21 protein-coding genes and 1 tRNA gene are annotated in these 22,385 nt (G+C 37.4%); 21 read left to right on the top strand and 1 reads right to left on the bottom strand.

What is annotated here, in order from left to right; all coding sequences use genetic code 11:
- The first annotated feature begins 15 nt into the window (after positions 1–15).
- The 14 genes from lpdA (at position 16) to ACK4M9_RS09975 (ending at position 12,790) form a co-directional block, all read left to right on the top strand.
- The gene (gene lpdA / locus ACK4M9_RS10040) at positions 16–1,437 is read left to right on the top strand and encodes a dihydrolipoyl dehydrogenase (protein WP_409849976.1); all 1,422 of its coding nucleotides are present in this window, start codon (positions 16–18) and stop codon (positions 1,435–1,437) included.
- Between the two features lie 106 nt (positions 1,438–1,543).
- Positions 1,544–2,542 carry a thiamine pyrophosphate-dependent dehydrogenase E1 component subunit alpha gene (locus ACK4M9_RS10035; RefSeq protein ID WP_409849974.1) on the top strand — a complete coding sequence of 333 codons (999 nt, stop codon included), beginning with the start codon at positions 1,544–1,546 and terminating at the stop codon, positions 2,540–2,542.
- 3 nt (positions 2,543–2,545) lie between these two features.
- Positions 2,546–3,529, top strand: a complete 984-nt coding sequence (locus ACK4M9_RS10030; RefSeq protein ID WP_409849972.1) for an alpha-ketoacid dehydrogenase subunit beta — start codon at positions 2,546–2,548, stop codon at positions 3,527–3,529.
- Between the two features lie 19 nt (positions 3,530–3,548).
- Complete coding sequence (locus ACK4M9_RS10025) at positions 3,549–4,832, top strand: dihydrolipoamide acetyltransferase family protein (protein ID WP_409849970.1); 1,284 nt, start codon at positions 3,549–3,551, stop codon at positions 4,830–4,832.
- A gap of 174 nt (positions 4,833–5,006) precedes the next feature.
- The gene (locus ACK4M9_RS10020) at positions 5,007–5,474 is read left to right on the top strand and encodes a hypothetical protein (RefSeq protein WP_409849968.1); all 468 of its coding nucleotides are present in this window, start codon (positions 5,007–5,009) and stop codon (positions 5,472–5,474) included.
- A 131-nt stretch (positions 5,475–5,605) separates the two neighbouring features.
- Positions 5,606–6,802 carry a metal ABC transporter solute-binding protein, Zn/Mn family gene (locus tag ACK4M9_RS10015; RefSeq protein WP_409849966.1) on the top strand — a complete coding sequence of 399 codons (1,197 nt, stop codon included), beginning with the start codon at positions 5,606–5,608 and terminating at the stop codon, positions 6,800–6,802.
- A gap of 183 nt (positions 6,803–6,985) precedes the next feature.
- Positions 6,986–7,405 (top strand): BrxA/BrxB family bacilliredoxin, encoded by a 420-nt coding sequence (locus ACK4M9_RS10010; protein WP_409849964.1) that lies wholly within the window; start codon positions 6,986–6,988, stop codon positions 7,403–7,405.
- A gap of 469 nt (positions 7,406–7,874) precedes the next feature.
- Positions 7,875–8,234: a hypothetical protein gene (locus tag ACK4M9_RS10005; RefSeq protein WP_409849962.1), complete on the top strand. Its 360-nt coding sequence runs from the start codon at positions 7,875–7,877 to the stop codon at positions 8,232–8,234.
- Between the two features lie 190 nt (positions 8,235–8,424).
- Positions 8,425–8,499: transfer RNA gene (locus ACK4M9_RS10000), tRNA-Arg, on the top strand.
- A 307-nt stretch (positions 8,500–8,806) separates the two neighbouring features.
- Entirely contained in the window at positions 8,807–9,604 is a 798-nt protein-coding gene (locus ACK4M9_RS09995; RefSeq protein WP_409849960.1) for a transporter substrate-binding domain-containing protein, read from the top strand.
- Positions 9,605–9,633: 29 nt separating this feature from the next.
- Entirely contained in the window at positions 9,634–10,293 is a 660-nt protein-coding gene (locus ACK4M9_RS09990; protein ID WP_409849958.1) for an amino acid ABC transporter permease, read from the top strand.
- The gene (locus tag ACK4M9_RS09985; RefSeq protein WP_409849956.1) at positions 10,286–11,008 is read left to right on the top strand and encodes an amino acid ABC transporter ATP-binding protein; all 723 of its coding nucleotides are present in this window, start codon (positions 10,286–10,288) and stop codon (positions 11,006–11,008) included. The genes ACK4M9_RS09990 and ACK4M9_RS09985 overlap by 8 nt, the downstream gene beginning before the upstream one ends.
- A 267-nt stretch (positions 11,009–11,275) precedes the next feature.
- Positions 11,276–12,229, top strand: coding sequence for an aromatic acid exporter family protein (locus ACK4M9_RS09980; RefSeq protein ID WP_409849954.1), 954 nt, complete (start codon positions 11,276–11,278; stop codon positions 12,227–12,229).
- Between the two features lie 51 nt (positions 12,230–12,280).
- On the top strand, positions 12,281–12,790 hold the full coding sequence (locus tag ACK4M9_RS09975) for a L,D-transpeptidase (RefSeq protein ID WP_409849952.1): 510 nt from the start codon (positions 12,281–12,283) through the stop codon (positions 12,788–12,790).
- A gap of 52 nt (positions 12,791–12,842) precedes the next feature.
- On the opposite strand, the gene prli42 is transcribed toward ACK4M9_RS09975, so the two are convergent.
- Positions 12,843–12,935: a stressosome-associated protein Prli42 gene (gene prli42, locus ACK4M9_RS09970; protein ID WP_159432452.1), complete on the bottom strand. Its 93-nt coding sequence runs from the start codon at positions 12,933–12,935 to the stop codon at positions 12,843–12,845.
- A 317-nt stretch (positions 12,936–13,252) separates the two neighbouring features.
- Here prli42 and mce point away from each other — a divergent pair, with 317 nt between their 5' ends.
- The 7 genes from mce to ACK4M9_RS09935 all read left to right on the top strand — a co-directional run bounded on the left by mce (position 13,253) and on the right by ACK4M9_RS09935 (position 22,348).
- Positions 13,253–13,669: a methylmalonyl-CoA epimerase gene (gene mce / locus ACK4M9_RS09965; protein WP_409850388.1), complete on the top strand. Its 417-nt coding sequence runs from the start codon at positions 13,253–13,255 to the stop codon at positions 13,667–13,669.
- An 83-nt stretch (positions 13,670–13,752) separates the two neighbouring features.
- Positions 13,753–14,874: a M20/M25/M40 family metallo-hydrolase gene (locus tag ACK4M9_RS09960; RefSeq protein WP_409849950.1), complete on the top strand. Its 1,122-nt coding sequence runs from the start codon at positions 13,753–13,755 to the stop codon at positions 14,872–14,874.
- Positions 14,875–15,193: 319 nt separating this feature from the next.
- Entirely contained in the window at positions 15,194–15,715 is a 522-nt protein-coding gene (locus ACK4M9_RS09955; RefSeq protein ID WP_409849948.1) for a MarR family transcriptional regulator, read from the top strand.
- Between the two features lie 174 nt (positions 15,716–15,889).
- The gene (locus ACK4M9_RS09950) at positions 15,890–17,347 is read left to right on the top strand and encodes an NAD(P)/FAD-dependent oxidoreductase (protein WP_409849946.1); all 1,458 of its coding nucleotides are present in this window, start codon (positions 15,890–15,892) and stop codon (positions 17,345–17,347) included.
- A gap of 174 nt (positions 17,348–17,521) precedes the next feature.
- Positions 17,522–18,802, top strand: coding sequence for a DNA polymerase IV (locus tag ACK4M9_RS09945; protein WP_409849944.1), 1,281 nt, complete (start codon positions 17,522–17,524; stop codon positions 18,800–18,802).
- Between the two features lie 109 nt (positions 18,803–18,911).
- Positions 18,912–22,052, top strand: a complete 3,141-nt coding sequence (locus ACK4M9_RS09940; protein ID WP_409849942.1) for a hypothetical protein — start codon at positions 18,912–18,914, stop codon at positions 22,050–22,052.
- Positions 22,049–22,348: an EscU/YscU/HrcU family type III secretion system export apparatus switch protein gene (locus ACK4M9_RS09935; protein ID WP_409849940.1), complete on the top strand. Its 300-nt coding sequence runs from the start codon at positions 22,049–22,051 to the stop codon at positions 22,346–22,348. Before ACK4M9_RS09940 ends, ACK4M9_RS09935 begins: the two co-directional genes overlap by 4 nt.
- The last annotated feature ends 37 nt before the right edge of the window (positions 22,349–22,385 follow it).

Genomic DNA, 22,385 nt, shown 5'->3' with positions numbered 1-22,385 from the left:
AAATGAGGTGTTTAAATGGCTCACGAATATGATCTAGTTATCTTAGGAGCTGGTACCGGAGGGTATGTTGCTGCAATCAAAGCGTCGCAGCTTGGCCTGAAAGTAGCTGTTGTTGAAAAAGGTAAGCTAGGGGGAACATGTTTGCACCAAGGGTGTATCCCGAGTAAAGCGCTGTTACGTAGCGCAGAAGTATATTCAACAATGAAGAACTCGCTTGAATTTGGAGTTAGTGCCAATGACATAACATTGCATTTTGATAAAGTTCAACAACGAAAACAACATATTATTGATACCCTTCATAAAGGTGTCCAACACTTAATGAAAAAAGGCAAAATTGATATTTATGAAGGAATTGGTCGGATTTTAGGACCTTCAATATTCTCCCCTACTCCTGGGACGATTTCTGTTGAAATGAGTAATGGAGAAGAAAACGAAATGTTAATTCCTAAAAATGTTCTGATTGCAACTGGTTCAAGACCAAGAACACTGCCAGGACTTGAGATTGATGGGGAGTACGTATTATCTAGTGATGAAGCATTACAATTAGAGAAGTTACCAGAATCAATTCTTATTGTCGGTGGTGGCGTCATCGGAATCGAATGGGCTTCAATGCTAGTCGACTTTGGTGTCAAGGTTACTGTTCTTGAGTATGCTGATCGGATTTTACCTACTGAGGATCATGAAATTTCTAAGGAAGCGCAACGATCTCTAAAGAAAAAAGGTGTCAAGTTCATTACTGGTGCAAAAGTGTTACCAGAAACGATTGAAAAAGGTGAAGTGGTTACAATTCATGCTGAGCATAAAGGTGAAAAGAAAGCTTTTTCTGCTGAGAAGCTTCTTGTTTCTGTCGGAAGGCAAGCAAATGTTGAAGGGATTGGACTCGAGAATACCGATATTCAAATCGAAAATGGTGTTATTAAAACGAACGAGTTTTATCAGACGAAAGAATCACACATTTATGCAATTGGCGATGTCATTGGTGGCTTACAGTTAGCGCATGTTGCATCGCATGAAGGGATACTTGCTGTTGAACATATGGCAAATCTTGCACCTCATGAACTTGATTATAATCTAGTTGCTAAATGTGTATATAGTTCTCCAGAGATTGCAAGTGTTGGGTATACAGAAGCAGAAGCAAAAGAAAAAGGTTTTAATGTAAAAACAGGCAAATTTTTATTTAAAGCAATAGGGAAGGCGTTAGTATTTGGGGAGACAGATGGTTTTGTTAAGTTAATAGTTGATGAAGATACGGAAGATTTACTAGGCGTTCATATGATTGGGCCTCATGTGACCGATATGATTTCAGAAGCTGCACTTGCAAAAGTATTAGATGCAACACATTGGGAAGTTGCCAACACAATTCATCCTCATCCAACTCTATCAGAAGCGATTGGTGAAGCTGCTTTAGCAGTTGATGGTAAAGCTATCCATAGTTGAAACAAAGTAATGGTAAGGTTCAGAGATGAATGAGCATATGCTATGACTGGGCATCATAGCTGAGCTTCTATAATTCTCTTTAACATTTATAATAGGGGGTCTTATAATGACAGAAAATCGTCATGCGAATGTAGGTTTAAGTGATAATGATGTGCTAGAAATATATGAGACGATGCTGCTAGCTAGAAAAATAGATGAAAGAATGTGGCTTCTTAATCGAGCTGGTAAAATTCCGTTTGTCATTTCTTGTCAAGGGCAAGAGGCAGCACAAGTTGGGGCAGCTTTTGCGTTAGATAAGGAAAAGGATTATATTTTACCTTACTATCGAGATATGGGTGTCGTATTGAGATTTGGTATGACAGCTCGTGATCTTATGCTATCAGCTTTTGCCAAAGCGGAAGATCCAAACTCTGGCGGAAGACAAATGCCTGGGCATTTTGGACAAAAGAAAAATCGTATTGTTACTGGCTCTTCACCAGTAACAACCCAAGTTCCTCATGCTGTTGGAATTGCACTAGCGGGAAAAATGCAACGTAAAGATTTTGTTACTTTTACAACTTTCGGTGAAGGCTCTTCTAACCAAGGTGATTTTCATGAAGGGGCAAACTTTGCAGCAGTGCATAAACTTCCAGTTATTTTAATGTGTGAAAATAATAAATATGCGATCTCTGTACCTATTCATAAGCAATTAGCGTGTGAAAACGTGTCAGATCGAGCAATTGGCTATGGAATGCCGGGTGTTACTGTAGACGGAAATGACCCGATTGCGGTGTACAAAGCAGTTAAAGAAGCGGCAGACCGTGGACGAAGGGGAGAAGGTCCTACTTTAGTGGAAACGGTTTCTTATCGCTTAACACCTCATTCAAGTGATGATGATGATCGTGCTTATCGTTCGAGAGAAGAGGTAGAAGCAGCGAAGCAAAAGGACTCAATATTTACCTTTAAAGCTTATTTACAAGAACTAAATATATTAACTGAACAACTTGAAACAGAAATAAATGATCGAATTTCTAAAGCGGTGAATGATGCAACAGAATATGCAGAAGCGGCGCCTTATGCTGAGGCAGAGTCTGCTTTACAACATGTTTATGGAGAGGGGGAATAAGAGATGCCGATTATTTCTTATATTGATGCTGTTACATTAGCGATAAAAGAGGAAATGGAACGTGATGAAAAGGTATTTGTGCTTGGCGAAGACGTGGGTACTCGTGGTGGTGTATTTAGAGCAACAAATGGTTTGCATGAGCAGTTTGGTGAAGAACGAGTGATTGATGCCCCTTTAGCTGAATCTGCTATAGCAGGTGTTGGGATTGGTGCTGCGATGTATGGGATGAGACCGATTGCTGAAATCCAATTTGCGGATTTTATCATGCCAGCCGTGAACCAAATCGTTTCTGAAGCCGCAAGAATTCGCTATCGGTCCAACAATGATTGGAATTGTCCAATTGTTATTCGTGCGCCTTATGGCGGCGGAGTTCATGGTGCTCTTTATCATTCACAATCGGTAGAAGCGATGTTTGCTGGAATCCCTGGCTTAAAAATTGTTATGCCTTCAACTCCATATGATGTAAAAGGCTTACTTAAAGCGGCTATTCGTGATAATGATCCTGTACTTTTCTTTGAACATAAACGAGCGTACCGATTAATTAAGGGAGAAGTTCCAACTGAAGATTATACGCTACCTATTGGAAAAGCAGATGTAAAAAGAGAAGGTGATGATGTTACAGTCATTACTTACGGGTTAGCTGTTCATTTTGCGCTACAAGCAGCAGAAAGATTAGCGAAAGATGGTATTTCAGCTCATATCCTTGACTTACGTACAGTTTACCCTTTAGATAAAGCAGCAATTATCGAAGCCGCTAAGAAAACAGGTAAGGTGCTACTTGTTACAGAAGATAACAAGGAAGGAAGTATAATTAGTGAAGTTGCAGCAATTATTGCTGAGAATTGCTTATTCGATCTAGATGCACCAATTAAACGTTTAGCGGGTCCTGATGTTCCGGCAATGCCATATGCACCAACAATGGAGAAGTTTTTTATGATTAATCCAGATAAAGTCGAAAAAGCGATGCGAGATTTAGCAGAATTTTAAAGAGAGGGAGGTTATAAGCATGGCTACAGAAATTAAAATGCCTCAACTTGGTGAGAGTGTTACTGAAGGTACAATTAGTAAGTGGCTAGTAAAGCCAGGAGATAAAGTAAATAAATATGATCCAATTGCGGAAGTAATGACTGACAAGGTAAATGCTGAAGTTCCTTCCTCTTATACGGGAACAATTAAGGAACTAGTTGCGGGTGAGGATGAAACAATTGAAGTCGGTGGTGTTATTTGTACAATTTCTGTTGAGGGTGAAGCAGAAGAAAAAGTAGAGATAACAAAAGCGCCTGTAGCTGAAACTACTGATTTTTCTCAATCTAGTGAAACTAGTGAGAAAAAACGTTATTCTCCAGCTGTACTTCGTTTAGCAGGAGAAAATAATATTGATTTGACACTTGTCAATGGTACAGGGCGCGGCGGCCGGATTACTAGAAAAGACCTTCAATTAATGATTGAGAGTGGCAATATTCCTACAGCAAAAAATATTGAAGCTCGCCAGCCAGTTGAGGTTAAAGGGGAAACAGTGTCAACTCATGTACCAAAGGTAGAAAAAGAGGCTATGACAACTACTCAATCAAACTTAACCGCTTCTCCAGGGGATATTGAAATTCCAGTTTCAGGTATTCGAAAAGCGATTGCTGCTAATATGGTGAAAAGTAAGCATGAAGCACCACATGCTTGGACAATGGTAGAAGTCGATGTTACAAACCTTGTTCATTATCGTAATAGTTTGAAGGATAACTTTAAACAAAAGGAAGGATTTAATTTAACATTTTTACCATTCTTTATTAAAGCTGTAGTTGAAGCTCTAAAAGAATTTCCACAACTTAATTCAATGTGGGCTGGAGATAAAATCATCCAAAAGAAAGACATTAATATTTCTATTGCCGTAGCAACTGAAGATGCCCTTTATGTGCCAGTTATCAAACATGCTGATGAAAAGACAATTAAGGGCATAGCTCGCGAAATTAATGATCTTGCTAGTAAAGTAAGAAACAAAACGATCTCTAGTAGTGATATGCAAGGCGGGACGTTTACAATTAATAATACAGGGTCATTTGGATCTATTCTTTCTACTCCAATAATCAATCATCCACAGGCGGCAATTTTATCAGTAGAGTCGATTGTCAAGCGTCCTGTTGTGATGGACAATGATGCAATTGCAATTAGACATATGGTAAACCTATGTTTATCTTTAGACCACCGAGTATTAGATGGTTTAGTTTGTGGGCGTTTCCTAGCAAGGGTAAAAGAAAACTTACAATCAATATCTAAAGAAAATACTCAAATATATTAATCGTTGTTTTGAGAGCTTTAATACCTAGGTTTTTATACTAGTGTATTGAGCTCTTTTTTCGTTTCAAAAGATCTATAATCCTGTAAAATTTTTATAACATCTTCTACTACATGATTTAGTGTAAAGTGGGGAAAATAGTAAAGGTCATACAATAAAAAGGAAGGGGATTTTCTCATGATCAAACTTAAACAAAACTTCGTATTTGCCGTGATTGTAGCAACAATTTTAGTATCCTTCTCAAACGTAGGAAATGTTATGGCAGAGGACCTAAATGGGGGAGATACGTTAGAACAATTGCAGCAAGTGAAGTATGAACACAAAGCGATTAGACCTCACTTTGATTTTTACTATCAACTTCTTGCCGAAAAGTACGCGCCCAAGCATGTGAAAGTATGGAATGAAATAATTAAAGATCGTGAAGCCTTGCTCAAAAAATATCGTGAACTAACGAAGTCAGGCAAAGACGTTGGGAACTTTTATGATGAAGAGTGGTTAAAAGTACATAATGAAATTCATAAACAGTTTCTAGTGGCAGTAGAGAAAAGAGATGATGAAGCATTGAAAACGATCGTACCAAAAGTCATTGATCATCAAAAAGAATTAAATGTGCTATTAACAAAACGATTAAAAGAAATGAAATAATAGTTCTGAGGAGACAATAGGTTGTCTCCTTTTGTCTTTTTGTGACGATGCGTTTTTGTTTACAAACCGTAATAACTTCGTTATAATCCTAGATGGTAAACAAAACGTAATCGTTACGAAAGGGGATTGAAATGAAAATTAAATCTATCATATTTACGGTAATGCTAGTGCTATCGACATTTTTAGCAGCCTGTGGAGGGCAAGAGAAACAGCCTGTGGACACAACAAATGAGCCAGAGGTTGAAGAAAAAGAAGTTTTACAAGTCTATACGACAATTTTTCCACTTATGGATTTTGCTAAAAAAATTGGTGGGGAATTTGTTGAAGTTAATAATATCGTTCCAGTCGGAGCGGATGCTCATACTTTTGAGCCAAGCCCAAAAACGATGGTTGATGTTTCAAATGCAGACTTATATATATATAATGGCGCAGGCATTGAAGGGTTTGCAGATGCAGCTGCAGAAGTTTTAAAAACTGGAAATGTAAAAATATTAAAGGCATCTGAAGGGATTGAACTTATAGACTTCGATCATGATCATGACCACCATGACCATGGGCACGACGATCACGATCATGAACATGATGACCATGGACACGACGATCACGATCATGACCATGATGACCATGGGCACGACGATCATGACCATGATGACCATGGACACGACGATCATGACCATGATGACCATGGACACGACGATCACGATCATGACCATGATGACCACGGGCACGACGATCACGATCATGACCATGATGACCATGAACACGACGAAGATCATGGAGACGACGATCACCACCATGATCATGGTGAGGAAGATCCTCACGTATGGTTAGATCCAATTCGCTCAATTCAATTAGCTGAAAATATCAAAAATGCACTTGTACAATTGTTACCTGAAGCATCTGAGCAATTTGAGAATAACTTTTTAACCTTAAAGGAACAACTTGAAGCTTTAGATGGAAAGTTTAAAGACATGCTTCAAGAAGTTTCAAAAGATACAATCGTTGTCTCGCACGCTGGTTATGGTTATTGGACTGAACGTTACGGGATCAAACAGGTTGGTATTTCTGGCATTTCACCAACTAATGAACCATCAATTCGTCAAATTCAAAGTGTTATTGAATATGTAGAGCATAAACAAATCGGCTATATTATCTTTGAACAAAATATCCCAACAAGTATTGCAGAAACAGTTCGTTCGCAAGTTGGTGCCGAAGCCCTTTGGTTACACAATTTAGAGGCGTTAGTTCAAGATGATGTAGCTAACAATGAAGATTACTTTAGCCTAATGGAAAAGAACATTGAAACTTTGAAAACAGCTTTAAAATAGTTGACAAAAAAGTTCGTCAAGCTGACGGACTTTTTTGTTTTTTAAATAAAATAAAAATATTGCGCAGAGTTTGTATGTTGAATTCAACTTTCGTCGATATTATTAATGCATTTCGTTTTGTAATATCGATAGTAGAGTGTACAATATAAACATAGTGTTAATATAAAAAAAGAGGTGGATATCATGGAATTTAGTTTCTATAATGATGTAATTAATGGTGCAAGAAAAGAAATGGTCGATGCAGGCTATAAAGAATTAACAACTCCTGAAGAAGTTGATGCAGTTCTAGAAAAAAAAGGGACTTCATTAGTTTATATTAATTCCGTTTGTGGTTGTGCAGGTGGCGTTGCTCGTCCTTCAGCAGCGTATATGGCTAATTACGAGAAAAAACCAGATCATTTTGTCACTGTGTTTGCAGGACAAGATAAAGAGGCAACGGAAAGAGCAAGAACTTACTTCAAGGGGTATGCTCCATCATCGCCATCGTTTGCTATTATAAAAGACGGAGAAATTAAAGCGATGATCGAGAGACATGAAATTGAAGGGCATGAGCCAGTACAAGTTGTACAAAAGTTAGAAAAATATTTTGACGAATATTTATAAGAAAAGCCGAGAGCGCCCGCTGTGCTTCGACAAGCAAATCTGTCTTTCAAGCAACTTCTTGAATAATCATCTTGCAAGCTTTGCGACGAGTAATTGCAGGAGCAACTGGTGCGCGGATCTAGACAACTTTTTTAGTTCAAAAAGTTATACTCTCTTATCTTTATAAAAAAACAGAGGTTGTCCCAAAAGTAAATATCAGCCACCTTACCTTCTAGAGAAAGATTGTGTACAAACATACACTTATAGGTACAGTAGCGCTTTGAGGTGAGCTGTCATTTATGGGACAGCTTCTTTTTGGTCAATTTATTATTGCCTTGAAGTCGAGTTTTTCTAGTGCTATAATATTATTTTGTGAATATAAAGTTTACTTTAAACTTTATTCGGTATTTTATTAAATAAGACTAAACAAAAAAGAATTAAGCTGTTCGCTACTTGGCGTCACCAGTTTTTCTTAAAGGAGAGTGCACTAGTGCAAGAGTTATATGTAAAAATCCATGAATATTTAAATATGGATGAAGAGATTTCATTTGAAGAATTTGACCAATATTATAAGACTGTCATCAAATATTTTAGTGAGGACTCTGACAACTTAGCAGAGGAAGATATTTGGAAAGGGTTATTCATTATTGAAAACTTAATGTCTAATGCTGAAAGTCGTGGGAAAGAAGCGAAAGCAGCAAAGCAAAAAAAATACAAAAAGATGGCAGAACGTTCTTCTTTATGGGCGCAAAACTTTGCTGCTAGATTATATAAACTAGGATACACAGAAGATCAGTTAAATGAGCGTTTTGAAACGATGTTTCAAGATTATGAAAAGCTAAAGGCTTAACTCATGAAAGAGGCTGTCGTAAAGGTAGCGTGTTAGTCACCTCGGCTACTATAATTAGACCGTGTGCATCACATACTTCTATTTATTACTATAAGTGTGGATACCTCAGGCAGCCTCACCTAATATATTAGGTTAGCTATTGACATGCTATGTTTAAAAATGTTATATTATTATTTGTCATTAATATATTGCGTCTATAGTGAAATGGATATCACACGAGATTTCGGCTCTCGGATTCTGGGTTCGAATCCTGGTAGGCGCGCCATACATAAACTTATTAAAAACTCCATGTAAATAGTGGGGTTTTTTTAGTGCTTATAAATCTGTATATTTAGCCAGATAATATTGTAATCAACGAGATTTTGGATTTAAACTATTTTAAAGTTTAAATCCTTTTTTAATTCTAAAGCTATAGGACGGTGAATAATTTGATAAAAAGGTTAAAAGATAAAACAGAAACATAGATAAAAAAACTATATTGACATTTTAAGAGAATGTGTTATTATACATAAATATGAATAATAATTAATAAAAAATACTATAATTACTTAGAAACATAGGAGGTACGAAAGGTGAAAATTTTAAAGTTTGCATTATCATGTGTATTAACAGTTGGGTTATTGGCAGCGTGTGGAACAAGTGAAGAAAATAAGGAGAAACAGGGAACTGGTGGGGAAGCACCACAGGAAAAGGTAACTTTAGTAATGGGGACATCTGCTGATTATCCACCGTACGAATTTATCGATACTGCAGTTAGTGATGATATTATTGGTTTTGACGTGGATATTGCAATGTACATTGCTGAAAAACTTGGCTTTGAGCTGAAAATACAGGATATGGATTTTAACGGTTTGATTCCTGCACTACAAAATAATCGAGTTGATTTCGTCTTAGCTGGGATGACACCTAGACCAGACAGACTAGAAAACGCTGACTTTTCTGATATTTATTATGTCGCTGAACAAATGATCGTTTTTAAAGCTGACAGTGGTATTAATAGCCTTGAAGATCTAGCTGGGAAAAAGCTTGGAGTTCAGTTAGGGTCAATTCAAGTTGATCTAGCGAAAGAGATCGCAGAAGAATTTGAAGGTGTACAAATTGAAGAGAGAAATAAAATTACGGATTTAGTGCAAGAGTTAAAAGCTAACAGAATAGATGCTGCAATTATAGAAGATAAAGTTGCTGAGGGACATCTAAACGCGAACGCTGATTTAGCTGCATTTATTATCGAAGAAGAAGGTGAAGTAGGTTCGGCTATTGCTTTCCCTAAAGGTAGTGAATTAAGGGATCAGTTTAATGAGGTACTACGTGAAATGGTAGAAAACGGAGAAATGGAAAAGCTAATTATTAAATGGTTCCGTCAAGGATAACTTTTTAAATAGAGAGGAATGAGGTAGGCATGAATTTGGATTTTTCCCAAATCGTGCCTTCTATCCCTTTTATACTGAAAGGGATATGGGTCACGTTACAAATTGTTAGTGTTTCACTTATATTTGGATTTATCTTAGGGACTTTTTTATCGATACTTAAGATCGGTAAAATTGCTATTTTAAGATGGCTTGCAGATGCTTATACATCTGTTTTTAGAGGAACACCCTTGATTTTGCAATTATTTTTAATTTACTTTGCAACACCACAGGTGATTGGATATGACATTACTCCTTATCAAGCAGCTGTGTTAACCTTCGGATTAAACTCAGCAGCGTATATATCTGAGATCATTCGAGCTGGAATTCAAGCTGTCGATAAAGGGCAAAAAGAGGCAGCAGAGGCATTAGCTATACCTTATCGACCAATGCTAACAAACATTATCTTACCTCAAGCCATTAAGAATATATTGCCAGCCTTAGTAAATGAATTTATTACTTTAACAAAAGAATCTGCCATTATTTCTACAATAGGTGTTTTAGATATCATGAGAAGATCGCAAATTGTCTCAGCTGAAAAATATATCGCATTCGAACCGTTGATATTTGCTGCGTTATTATACTATATTCTAGTTATGGTATTGACTCTCTTAGGTAGAGTTCTTGAGAGGAGGCTAAGACGTAGTGATTAAAGTTAGAAATCTTCATAAATCATTTGGAAAGTTAAACGTATTAAAAGATATTAGTACCGACATTAAAAAAGGTGATGTGGTTGCCATCATTGGACCATCAGGGTCAGGAAAATCAACCTTGTTACGTTGCTTAAATTTACTAGAAACACCTACATCAGGTCAAATCTGGATTGGTGACCAAGAGATTACGAATCCAAAGATAAACATTATGAAAGTGCGTCAGAAAATAGGGATGGTTTTTCAACACTTTCACTTATTCCCTCATATGAATACGATCCGCAATATTACGTATGCACCAATGAAAGTAAAAGGTCTTAAAGGAGCAGAAGCCAACGAGAAAGCCCTAGAATTATTAAGGAGAGTTGGGCTAGAAGAAAAAGCTAACGAGTATCCCGTACGACTCTCAGGTGGACAGAAACAACGTGTCGCCATTGCTAGAGCGTTAGCGATGGAACCAGAAGTGATGCTTTTTGATGAACCTACCTCCGCTCTAGATCCTGAAATGGTAAAGGAAGTTTTAGAAGTAATGAAATCATTAGCTCAAAGTGGTATGACGATGGCTATTGTTACTCATGAAATGGGCTTTGCCAGAGAGGTAGCTGATCGAGTTGTCTTTTTAGAAGATGGGAAATTACTAGAGGATACGCCACCAGAGCAATTTTTTACAAATCCTAAAACAGATAGAGCGAAAGCATTCTTAGACAAAATACTTTAAATAAGATGAGGCTGTCCTATAAGTGTAGGCTGACTACAATAAATACTTTAATAGAAGGGGATGTTGTCAACTTCTAGGTGTTGCGTTGTGGTTATCTAGTACTTAATTTTGGGGCATCCTTTTTTTGCGTAATTACATAGCTTGTCTGAGATTACTCTTCCCTTAGAGGGAAAGCTCATAGATGTTTTTTTGAAAACCAGTTTATAGTGAACGGAAACTGTTATAAAATAGTAGATAAAAATGAAAGCGACACGGAAAGGGAAATCTATGTTTAAAATTGGTTATCGAACTTTAAAAACGGCTTTTGGTGCATCTTTGGCAATTGCGTTGGCTCAACTATTTGGGCTTGAATTTTACGCATCAGCTGGAATTATTACAATTTTATGTATTCAAAAAACGAGGCGCCAATCATTACTGATATCATGGCAACGCTTTTTGTCATGTTTTATTGGGATCATATACGGTACATTATTTTTTGAGCTTATCGGCTATAATCCAGTTGCTGTAGCCCTTTTACTGCTAGCGTTTATTCCTACTGTTGTAAGTCTAAAAGCTCAGGAAGGGATTGCAACGAGTTCCGTTATTATCTTGCATCTCTATATTCTTGGTGAAGTCTCGTTACCGATCATTGTTAATGAGGTAGGGATTATCGTTATTGGAGTTGGTGTGGCATTGTTGATGAATGTTTATATGCCAAGTGTTGAAAAGGATCTTATAAAAATTCAAATGAATATTGAGAAGAACTTCAAAGAAATCTTCTGGCAGTTCGCTATTTACTTAAAAGCTGGCGATAGTAGTTGGGGGGGGAGTGAAATTACCGAAACTGCACAGTTGTTATCAGAAGGTAAAGGAATCGCCTTACAAAATATTGAAAATCATTTACTACGTTATGAAGATAAGTACTATCATTATTTTAAAATGCGGGAAAAACAATTTGAAATTATTGAACGAGTGATGCCATTAATTTCAACATTAGATGAAACAGTGATCCAAGGTGAAAAAATTGCGGCCTTTTTAGAAGAAATCAGTAGAGGGGTAGTCCCAGAAAAAAGTCCAATTGATTTTCTACAAAAGCTAAGTGAACTGCAAAATGAGCTAAAGGAAATGGAACTTCCAAAAAATCGTCAGGAATTTGAAATTCGTTCCGCTTTGTTTTCTTTTATAAAGGAAATCGAACAATATTTGATAATAAAAAAGCATTTCCGTCCTGAAAAAGCATAGCTTCTTTTTATTTGACGTAAAATAAGGGGAAAGTCTAGGAGGGTTAAAAAGATGACTTCCAAACTTCTTATCATGTTGTTGTTGGTTGTATCCCCGATATGGCCCCTTGGTCAAAACCCTTTGGTTGGAGACCCTTATATTATTGTTAATAAGAAAACAAACCAAATGGCTTATATTGTAGGTGGTGAAATAGAACAAACTTATCAAGTTGCAACGGGGAGAACGATTGAACTAACTCCTGAAGGGGAGTTTCAGGTCGTCGTTAAAGCTGTGAACCCCTATTATAGGAGAAAAAATATTGAAGGTGGAACTAAAGAAAATCCATTAGGTACTAGGTGGATTGGATTTGACGCTGAGGATACAGATGGTCGGATTTATGGTATCCACGGTAACAATGACCCTAATTCTATTGGGCGCTACATTACAGGTGGCTGTGTTCGAATGCACAATGAAGATGTAGAAGAACTATTTCAAAAAATCCCTTATGGAACAAAGATTTACATTACAAGTACTGTTAAGGACTTTGTTAGTCTTGGAAGAGAAAAAGGTGCGATAGAATAACATAAAAGAGATACTTGTTTAAGTATCTCTTTTGCTATTCTTCTGAATTTTTTTAGAAAAACATTGCTGCTCCTGTAAAGATCGTTCCCATAAGCATTGTAGCTATCATAATATAAACGATAATTTTACGGTATTTTCGGGGCATATTTATAACCTCCCAAATAATATTTCTATAACATTTTACTGTAAATTTAAAAATAAAACAACCTAATCTAGTGAAAACATGCTTCTATTTAGTGAATTTTTACTGGAAATGTCTATAGAAAATATCTTTAGTCTCTCCTTAGGAAGGAGGAAATTAATTGTGTTTTAGAGAAGTGATTACAATCTTGTTTATTGGGGGATTAAGCTATGGGAAATGACATGATTTTAAATCGCTGGATTGAAGTAACAAAAGAGCTGTTAACAACAAATCCGGACTTGAAGAAGCAAACAGTAGGGGAATTACTAGATAAGGTTACGATTGAAAAGGTTGATAGACCAAAGAAGATCGAACATATTGGGATTGCAGTAAAGTCTATTAACGATTCATTACCTTTTTATACGAACCACTTAATGCTTAAATTACTGGGGATTGAAGAGGTTTCCTCACAAAAAGTTCGCGTTGCCTTCTTAAAAATTGGTGATGCCAAGCTAGAACTACTAGAACCTTTAAGTGAGGATAGTCCAATTTCGCAATTTATCAAAAAAAGAGGCGAAGGTATTCACCACATCGCACTAGCTGTAGATAATATTGAGCTTCGCCTGAATGAATTAAAGGAGAATGGTGTAAAATTAATTCATGAAAGTCCAGTAAAAGGGGCTGCAAATGCCGATGTTGCCTTTTTACATCCAAAATCTGCTTCTGGTGTTTTGTATGAGTATTGTGAAAAGAAATGAAAGCCAATATTTTACGCGAAAACAGTTCAATGATAAAATGAACAAATATAGAAAAATTAGGGTTTAGTTGGAGGTATTTATATATGGTTAATAAAGAACGATTAGTCAATGAATTTTTAGAGTTAGTTAAGGTAGATTCGGAAACGAAATATGAACGACAAATCGCTGATGTGTTAAAAGAGAAATTTACAGCGCTTGGTGTCGATGTTTTTGAAGATGACACTACTGAAAAATCAGGCCACGGTGCCGGAAATCTAATTTGTACATTAAAAGAGACTGAAATCGGCATAGATCCTATTTATTTTACGTCTCATATGGATACGGTTATTCCTGGCAACGGTGTAAAACCATTTGAGGAAGATGGCTACATTAAAACAGATGGAACAACAATCTTAGGTGCTGACGATAAAGCTGGCTTAGCAGCAATGCTTGAAGCAGTAAAAGTTTTAAAAGAGGAGAATATTAGCCACGGATTAATTCAGTTTATAATTACTGTCGGTGAAGAGTCGGGTCTAAAAGGGGCAAAAGAATTAGATCCAGCTTTGATAAAAGCTAAGTTTGGCTATGCGTTAGATAGTGATGGGAAAGTAGGAAATATCATTATTGCTGCGCCTACTCAAGCGAAAGTTCAAGCGACTATTGTCGGAAAAACCGCCCATGCTGGTGTTGCTCCAGAAAAAGGTGTTTCAGCAATTACGATAGCTGCAAAAGCAATCGCTAAAATGCCTCTAGGTCGGATTGATTTTGAAACTACAGCAAATATCGGCCGATTTGAGGGCGGTAGTCAGACGAATATTGTTTGTGACCGCGTCCACATTTTAGCTGAAGCCCGTTCGCTTGTGCCTGAAAAAATGGAAGCACAAGTACAAAAAATGAAGGGTGCCTTTGAGTCTGTTGCAAACGAAATGGGTGGAAGAGCTGAAGTTGAAATTGATGTGATGTACCCTGGATTTAAGTACGGTGATGGTGACCATGTTGTAGAAGTGGCAAAGAAAGCAGTTTCCTCAATCAATCGTGAAGCAAAACTTGAAACTAGTGGCGGTGGAAGTGATGCGAACGTTATTGCAGGATTTGGAATTCCAACTGTTAATCTTGCAGTAGGATATGAAGAGATCCATACAACAAATGAAAAAATGCCAATTGAAGAATTAGAAAAAACAGCTGAACTAGTAGTTGCAATTATTAAAGAAGTAGCAACAAAATAAAGGTAATTACAAAGCTAATTTGCTGACTTAACTGTGTTGGTTAACTCGCTTTAGGGGGATCCTCTAATGGCGAAAATTACATGGTTAGGTTAGCTTTTTTATATTCTCGTGAAACTGTCAGCGTATGGAAAATGGTCAAATCAAAATTATAGGACGATGTCACTCATCAGCTAATGCCGTATTTGTTTAAAATGGAATTTTCACACTGAAACTAATGACCTATATAGTAATACTGATTTAATACTATTACTTTCTTTGTTATTTATGGTAAAATATTGAATATGTAAAATAACATAAGTAAAAAAGAAAGAGGCAGTTTATGGAAAATGTTATGAACCTACACGCAATGCTTAATCATTTTAGAGCGGCTAGTAAAGTTATTGATATTGATTGGCAAAAAGCTGCAAATTCAGTCGGATTAACCCAAGCAGAATTACATACATTGTGGATTGTTTATTTTGATGGTCGTGCTTCAATAACAACAATCGCAAATCACGGACTATGGGATCGATCGACAGTCATGCAAGTAGTAAAAAGATTAAAAGATAAAGGGTTAGTTACTGTTGAAAAAGATAATAATGACCTTCGAGTATCATATGTAATTTTGACAGAAGAAGGAAAAATTCGGCAGATGTCAACTGCAAATGCCGAATTTGGTTCTTTATATTTCATTCAACAACTACGCGAAAAAGATAGAGAAGGGTTCAACAAGTTTATGAGTTTTATAATAGAATTTAATAAAACCTATCATGGTGAAGATTTTGTTGAATGGGTCGATAAAACAGCAAATGATTTTGAAGAAGATTTTGATAGTATTCTCGCAAAAAAAATAGAAAACTAGTTTAATAGTAAGTGTATTTTCTTAAAAGTGAGACAAAATACGAACTATGTTTAATTTATTTTTATTAAACGTTCGTTTTTATCTTGCTTTTTTCTGATTCGTTTTGTAAGATAGCATAGGTTGAAGAAATAACCCAATAGAATGATAGGTTTACAGCTTAAGGGGGACGTTTGAATGAAGACATATGATGTAGTAGTCGTTGGGGCAGGACCAGCAGGAATTTTTACTATTTATGAACTGCTAGAACAGCAACCAAAACTAAATGTACTATTTATAGATAAAGGCCACTCAATTTATCAACGAAGATGCCCAATTAATGAAAAGAAAATTGAAAAATGCCCGCCACCTAAGGGAAGGAAGGATTTCGCTGGATGTTTACCAGCATGTTCAATCACAGCAGGATTTGGTGGAGCAGGTGCATATTCAGATGGGAAATTCAATATTACAACGGCATTTGGTGGTTGGATGCAGGACTATTTACCACCATCAAAAGTACTTGAGTTAATTAAATATGTAGACGCTGTTAACCTAAAGCACGGGGCACCAGAGGAAAGTACGGATCCAACCACTTTAGCTGTTCGAGAAATTGAGCGAAAGGCAATGGGGGCAGGATTAAAGCTACTCCGTGCTAGCGTTAGACATTTAGGAACTGAAAAGAATTTAGAAATATTAACTAGCATTTATGAATTTTTAAAAGGTAAAGCAGAGATACGTTTTCGGACAGAGGTTGAAGACATCATTACCGAAAAAACGAACGAGGGGCTTAAGGTTTCTGGTGTTTTACTGAAAAACGGTGAGGAAATTAGCGCTGATCAAGTTGTTATCGTCCCAGGTCGTGATGGTTCTGAATGGTTAGGGAACTTATTGAAAAAGCGTGACTATCGTATGATTAACAATCAAGTTGATATCGGTGTTCGTGTTGAAACCTCTGATGTGATTATGGAAGAAATTAACCATCATTTATATGAGGCGAAATTCGTTTACAATACATCTGTTGGTACGACTGTAAGAACGTTTTGCTCTAACCCATCTGGGCACGTTGTTGTAGAAAACCATAGTGGGATTATGACTGCTAATGGCCACGCCTATAAAGATCCTAAGCTAGGTAGTGAAAACACGAATTTCGCTTTGCTTGTTTCACATACATTTACGGAACCATTTGACGAACCGATCTCTTTTGCAAAAGAAGTATCAAAGCGCGCAAATGATTTATCTGATGGTTCTGTAATTGTTCAGAAGTATGGAGATATTTTAAAAGGGAGACGTTCAACCCAAAAGCGGATTAGAGAAGGTTTTTTAGAACCGACATTAAAAGAAGCTGTTCCTGGTGACTTAGGCCTTGTTCTTCCTTATAATACGATGAAAAGTTTAATCGAGATGATGGAAGCTCTCGATCAAGTTACACCAGGGCTGGCTTCAGAACATACGTTATTCTATGGAGTAGAAGCAAAATTTTACTCAGCAAGACCAGTTTTAACTACCGATTTTGAAACCCAAATTTCAGGACTTTATGCCGGTGGCGATGGTGGAGGGGTAACGCGTGGCCTTGCACAAGCAGGTGCGAATGGAGTTCATATTGCCCGAGCAATAATAAAGAAGCGTGCCGAGCAGCTTCAACCAGTGTTTAGTTAATGAGTAGATTTGCTGGACTACAAAGCTCGAAGTAACATTTCTATTTGAGACTCCGTACTTGGTTGTACGGAGTTTTTTGTAATGTGCAAGCTAATAGTGGTTTTAGTATAATAATGGTATGTTTAGGTGGACGAGAACAAACTTCACTACAATCCAAATTCAAAGGTGTTTTTGATGAAACAATACTATCCAAAAGATGGACGAGTCATTTTTCATGTTGATATGAATAGTTTTTATGCTTCAGTTGAAATCGCATTTGATCCTTCATTAAAGGGAAAGCCGGTCGCTGTTGCTGGTAATGCGAAAGAGCGTCGGGGCATCATTGTTACTAGTAGCTATGAAGCAAGGGCTAAAGGTGTTAAGACGACGATGCCTATATGGGAAGCGAAAAAGCATTGCCCAGAGCTAATCGTGATGGAGCCAAACTTTGACCGCTATCGGAAAGCTTCACTTCAAATCTTTCAATTATTAAAGGAATATACTCCATTGGTTGAGCCTGTATCTATTGATGAAGGGTACATGGATATATCTTCTTGTTATGATTTAGGTACACCGTTATTTATTGCTCAAACGATCCAAACTCGTCTTTTATCAGAGTTAAACTTGCCGTGTAGTATTGGTATAGCTCCTAATAAGTTTTTAGCAAAAATGGCCAGTGATATGAAAAAGCCTCTTGGAATTACGATACTAAGAAAACGGGAAGTGGAACACGTTTTATGGCCATTAAAAGTAGGGGATATGCATGGAGTAGGACAGAAAACAGCAGAGAAGTTAAATAAAATTGGGATTATTACAATTGGCGACTTAGCACAGGCTGATGTCTCAAAGCTTAAAGGTAGTTTGGGTATAAACGGGGAGAAAATTTTTGCTCGAGCTAACGGAATGGATAACCGCCCTGTAGACCCTGACGCAGTTTATGACTTTAAAAGCATTGGTATTTCAACAACACTACCAGCAGATACAAAAAATATAGATAAAATTAAGCTCGTATTGACCAATTTATCAGACTCAGTAGCAAGAAGAATGGCTAGAAAAGAGGTTTGCGCAGAAACGATCCAAATTACGATTCGTTATTTTGACAGAAAAACAGTGACAAGAAGTCAGACAGTAGTAAATCCGCTAAATAGTCAGTCTGAAATTTTTCAAGTTGCTTTCCTTCTTTTTTCAAAGCATTGGAATGGTGATCCGATTCGTCTTTTAGGCATAACAGCACAACAATTACTCGATAAAAAGAATGCCTTTAAACAGCTTGATTTATTTAACTATAAAAAAGATGAAAAAAAATACGAACTCACAAAAATCGTTGACCAATTAAGAGATCGGTTTGGAGAAGAAGCGTTACTTAAGGGCTCACAGTTAGCTGTAAATAAGGAGGATAGGCTGACCGACAAAAAGAAACGAGGGACTAGTTTAGAAAAAGATTTTTTCTATGAAAGTCGTGACCATGAAAAATAATTGTGAGGTGCGGGGGAACTGAGAAGTTCTTCCGTTTTTTTGTTCTAAACAAAAAAGTCAACTAAACCGATAAAAGTGTTAGAAGCAAGAACGTGGGAGAGTGGTTACAATGCAAATAAACAACCAGGCAATAACAAACCAGATGATTACTCATGAGAAACCCCTTGAATTAAAACAAGGTGAAATATATAGAGCAACAATTAAAGAAAGAAGTACTGATAACGAAGCTATATTGCAAATTCGTGGACGAGAAATTCAAGTGAAGTTTGAGGGGAAAACACCTTTACAAGATCGTGTAACGGTCCAAATTAATGGACAAAACGATCAACAAGTCCAAGTTAAAGCGATTTCGGATACGCCAAGAACATCAACCGCATCTGCTCCACAAACGGAAGCAGCAAACATTAATCAAGCGTTACGAAGTCTAGGAATTTCAAATCCATCTCAAGAACTAAGACAAGCAGCTCAAATTGTCTTAGATAAGGGAGTGCCTTTAAATCGGGAGTCAGTTCAAGAGTTACGAAACTTTATCGAAAAAGAAAATGGCACAGTTGAACAACGATTAAATACAGTACAAGCAGTAGCAAATAAACGTTTAGAAGTAACACCTAATCATTTAAGGTCTGTCCATGAAGCGCTAAATGGGCGCCCTTTAAATGAATTATTAACAAATATCACAAAAGAGCTTGAAACTAATTCTCAAATTCGTAGCGGTCAGCCTGAAAGAGAACGAGAGATTACTAGAGCTGAAGCAAGAGTCCAAGTAGAACAACGGACTGCTCAGGCAGAACCAAGAGTAGTTGAGCGTCAAGCAATGGAACCTCGTGTAGCAGAAAGTCGTCCAATGCCAGACCGGCCAGTGAGTGAGCAAGTCCGTGAAGTACGAGAACAAGTGCAACGCGAGTCAAATGTTCAGCGCTCAATTGAGCAAGTACGTTCAGAAGTAGTCAATAATCCAAGAGTGGACCGAGAGGTAGTCCGACAAGTGGAACGATCCGTAGACGAGGCTAGAGCATTACAACAAACTGGTCGAGAAGTAGCAGCTCGTGAACGCATGGTTCAAGCTTTACAAACCGCAGAACGAGATGTTGCGAGAACTGAAGCGCGTACACAGGCAGAACCAAGAGTGGTTGAAAGTCGTCAAGCAATGGAACCGCGTGTAGCAGAAAGTCGCCCAATGCCAGAGCGATCAGTGAGTGATCAAGTTCGAGACGTAAGAGAACAAGTGCAACGCGAGCCGAATGTTCAGCGATCGGTTGAACAAGTGCGAAACGAAGTAGTAAATAACCCACGAGTTGACCGAGAAGTAGTCCGACAAGTGGAACGATCCGTAGACGAGGCTAGAGCATTACAACAAACTGGTCGAGAAGTAGCAGCTCGTGAACGCATGGTTCAAGCTTTACAAACCGCAGAACGAGATGTTGCGAGAACTGAAGCGCGTACACAGGCAGAGCCAAGAGTAGTTGAAAGCCGTCAAGTAATGGAACCGCGTGTAGCAGAAAGTCGCCCAATGCCAGATCGGCCAGTGGGTGAGCAAGTCCGTGAAGTACGAGAACAAGTGCAACGCGAACCAAATGTTCAACGTTCGATCGAGCAAGTGCGTTCAGAAGTAGTGAACAACCCAAGAGTCGACCCAGAAGTTGCTCGTCAAGTTGAGCGAGCCTTAGATGGTGCTCGGATGCTACAACAGACTGGTAGGGAGAGTGCCGCAAGAGACAGAGTTGTGCAGGTCTTACAAACTGTTGAAAGAACATTGAACAATCAACAATTATCTCCCGCAAACCAAGCTCAGCAAGAAGAGCAGTTGAAGCCATCTGAGCAATTAAAGCAAATGCAAGCAACCGTTCAAAAAGAAGGCGATTTTCAAAAGGCCGTTAACCTTCTTAACAATCAAATTGAAAAAGCGCCATTTGACATGCCAATTAAAGAACAGTTACAAAAGGCTATTAACGATGCTACGAAGTTACAAGAAGAAGGTCGAGAGCTTGCAGCCCGCCAACAATTAATGCAAGCTTTTACAGCTATAGAACGTCCAGTTGCTAAACTAGACCAAGCGGTTCAACCAGAAATGCAACAATATTTGATGAATGAAGCATTTCAAACGCAGCAACTAAGTAGTAAAGATTTTATTGTTCAAACTGTCACGGAAAAGTTAGCTAAGGCTCAAGGTGAGTTTAAAACGTTACAGAGGGAAATTACGAGGAACTTGGATAATATTCAACGTCTAACTGAAGCTTTTAAAAGCCAAGCAGCGAACCAAGTGAAGCCCTTACTTGAAACCACAATTAAAAAGCTTGATCATGCGATCCTAAAAAGCGAAATGATGTTACTTACAGATATGAAAACAGAAAAAAGTCTAATGCAAGCGAGTAGCCAGCTTGCAGAAGCAAAAAAACTATTAACAAAAGGGAATTATCAAGAAGCAAACAAAATCGTTCAAGATGTAAAAACCATGATTGAAAAACTAGAATTTAAACCGTCTGAAAATAAAGTGAAGCATTTTATTATGAAAGAAGAACAAAACCTAACGAATCGTACAGGCTCACAGCAACTATTACAACAATTTGATGAAATGACTAGGCGATCTGCAATGCAGGAACCATCAGCTCGTCAAGCGTTTGAATTGGTTCGTGGTTTAGGTTTAAACAGAGATAGTGAAGTTGCTCAAATGTTAGCTTCAGGAAAACAAGCTAACGAGGAACCTAACCAAAACATGAAACAAGCGCTGATGCAACTGATGAAAATGGAAGAAGAGCAAGGTCGAGTCTCCCAGCAAACAAGCCAAGCACTTGCCAACATTACAGGTCAACAGTTGCTAAGTAAATCGGACAATAGTAATCTTCAAAGTATGTTTTTAAGTATTCCGTTTATTTTACAAGACGAAGTGAAGAATTTACAGGTGTTTGTTAATTCAAGAAACGAAGGTCAGCAAGTAGACTGGGAAAATTGTAACCTCTACTTTTTAATAGAAACAAAAAAACTTGGTGAAGTCGGGATATTAGTAACATCAACTGACCGAAATCTTTCGTTAACGATTAAAAATGATCAACCTTTCTTTAAAGAAAGAATTGAGCCATTGGCAGAAGTTTGCAAAGGAAAATTGAAGGAAGTTGGCTACAACATTGCTAGTCTTAATTTCACGAAATTAAATGCAACACAGAAACCAAAAGTAGAAAATAACCAAGTACAAGGGCAGCCAGAACGAATGACACCAACCTTTACTGAGAAAGGATTTGATTTTAAAGTATGATGATTTCCAAACACTTTAATCATAAACAACGTAAAACTGTGAATGGACCAACGGCAGCAGTTATTCGTTATGATGAAAATTCGGACAAAGGACCACAGGTCGTTGCTCACGGGAAAGGTCAGGTTGCTAATCAAATCATCGCCCTTGCAAAAAAAAATAATATTCACATGCAAGAAGATGCAATGCTCGTTGAAAACCTAATAGATATGGACTTAGGAGATAATATTCCACCACAACTCTATGCCGTGATGGCAGAAATTTTATTATTAATTGAGGAAATGGAGAAAAACTATTAAACTTGCGACTTGTTCTGCCGATAAAAAGATTAGTAGA

The sequence above is a fragment of the Anaerobacillus sp. genome, from assembly GCF_046314235.1.
Classification (GTDB): domain Bacteria; phylum Bacillota; class Bacilli; order Bacillales; family Anaerobacillaceae; genus Anaerobacillus.
Note: the sequence above shows the minus strand (reverse complement) of the source record. Positions and strands in the feature narration are given on the sequence as shown.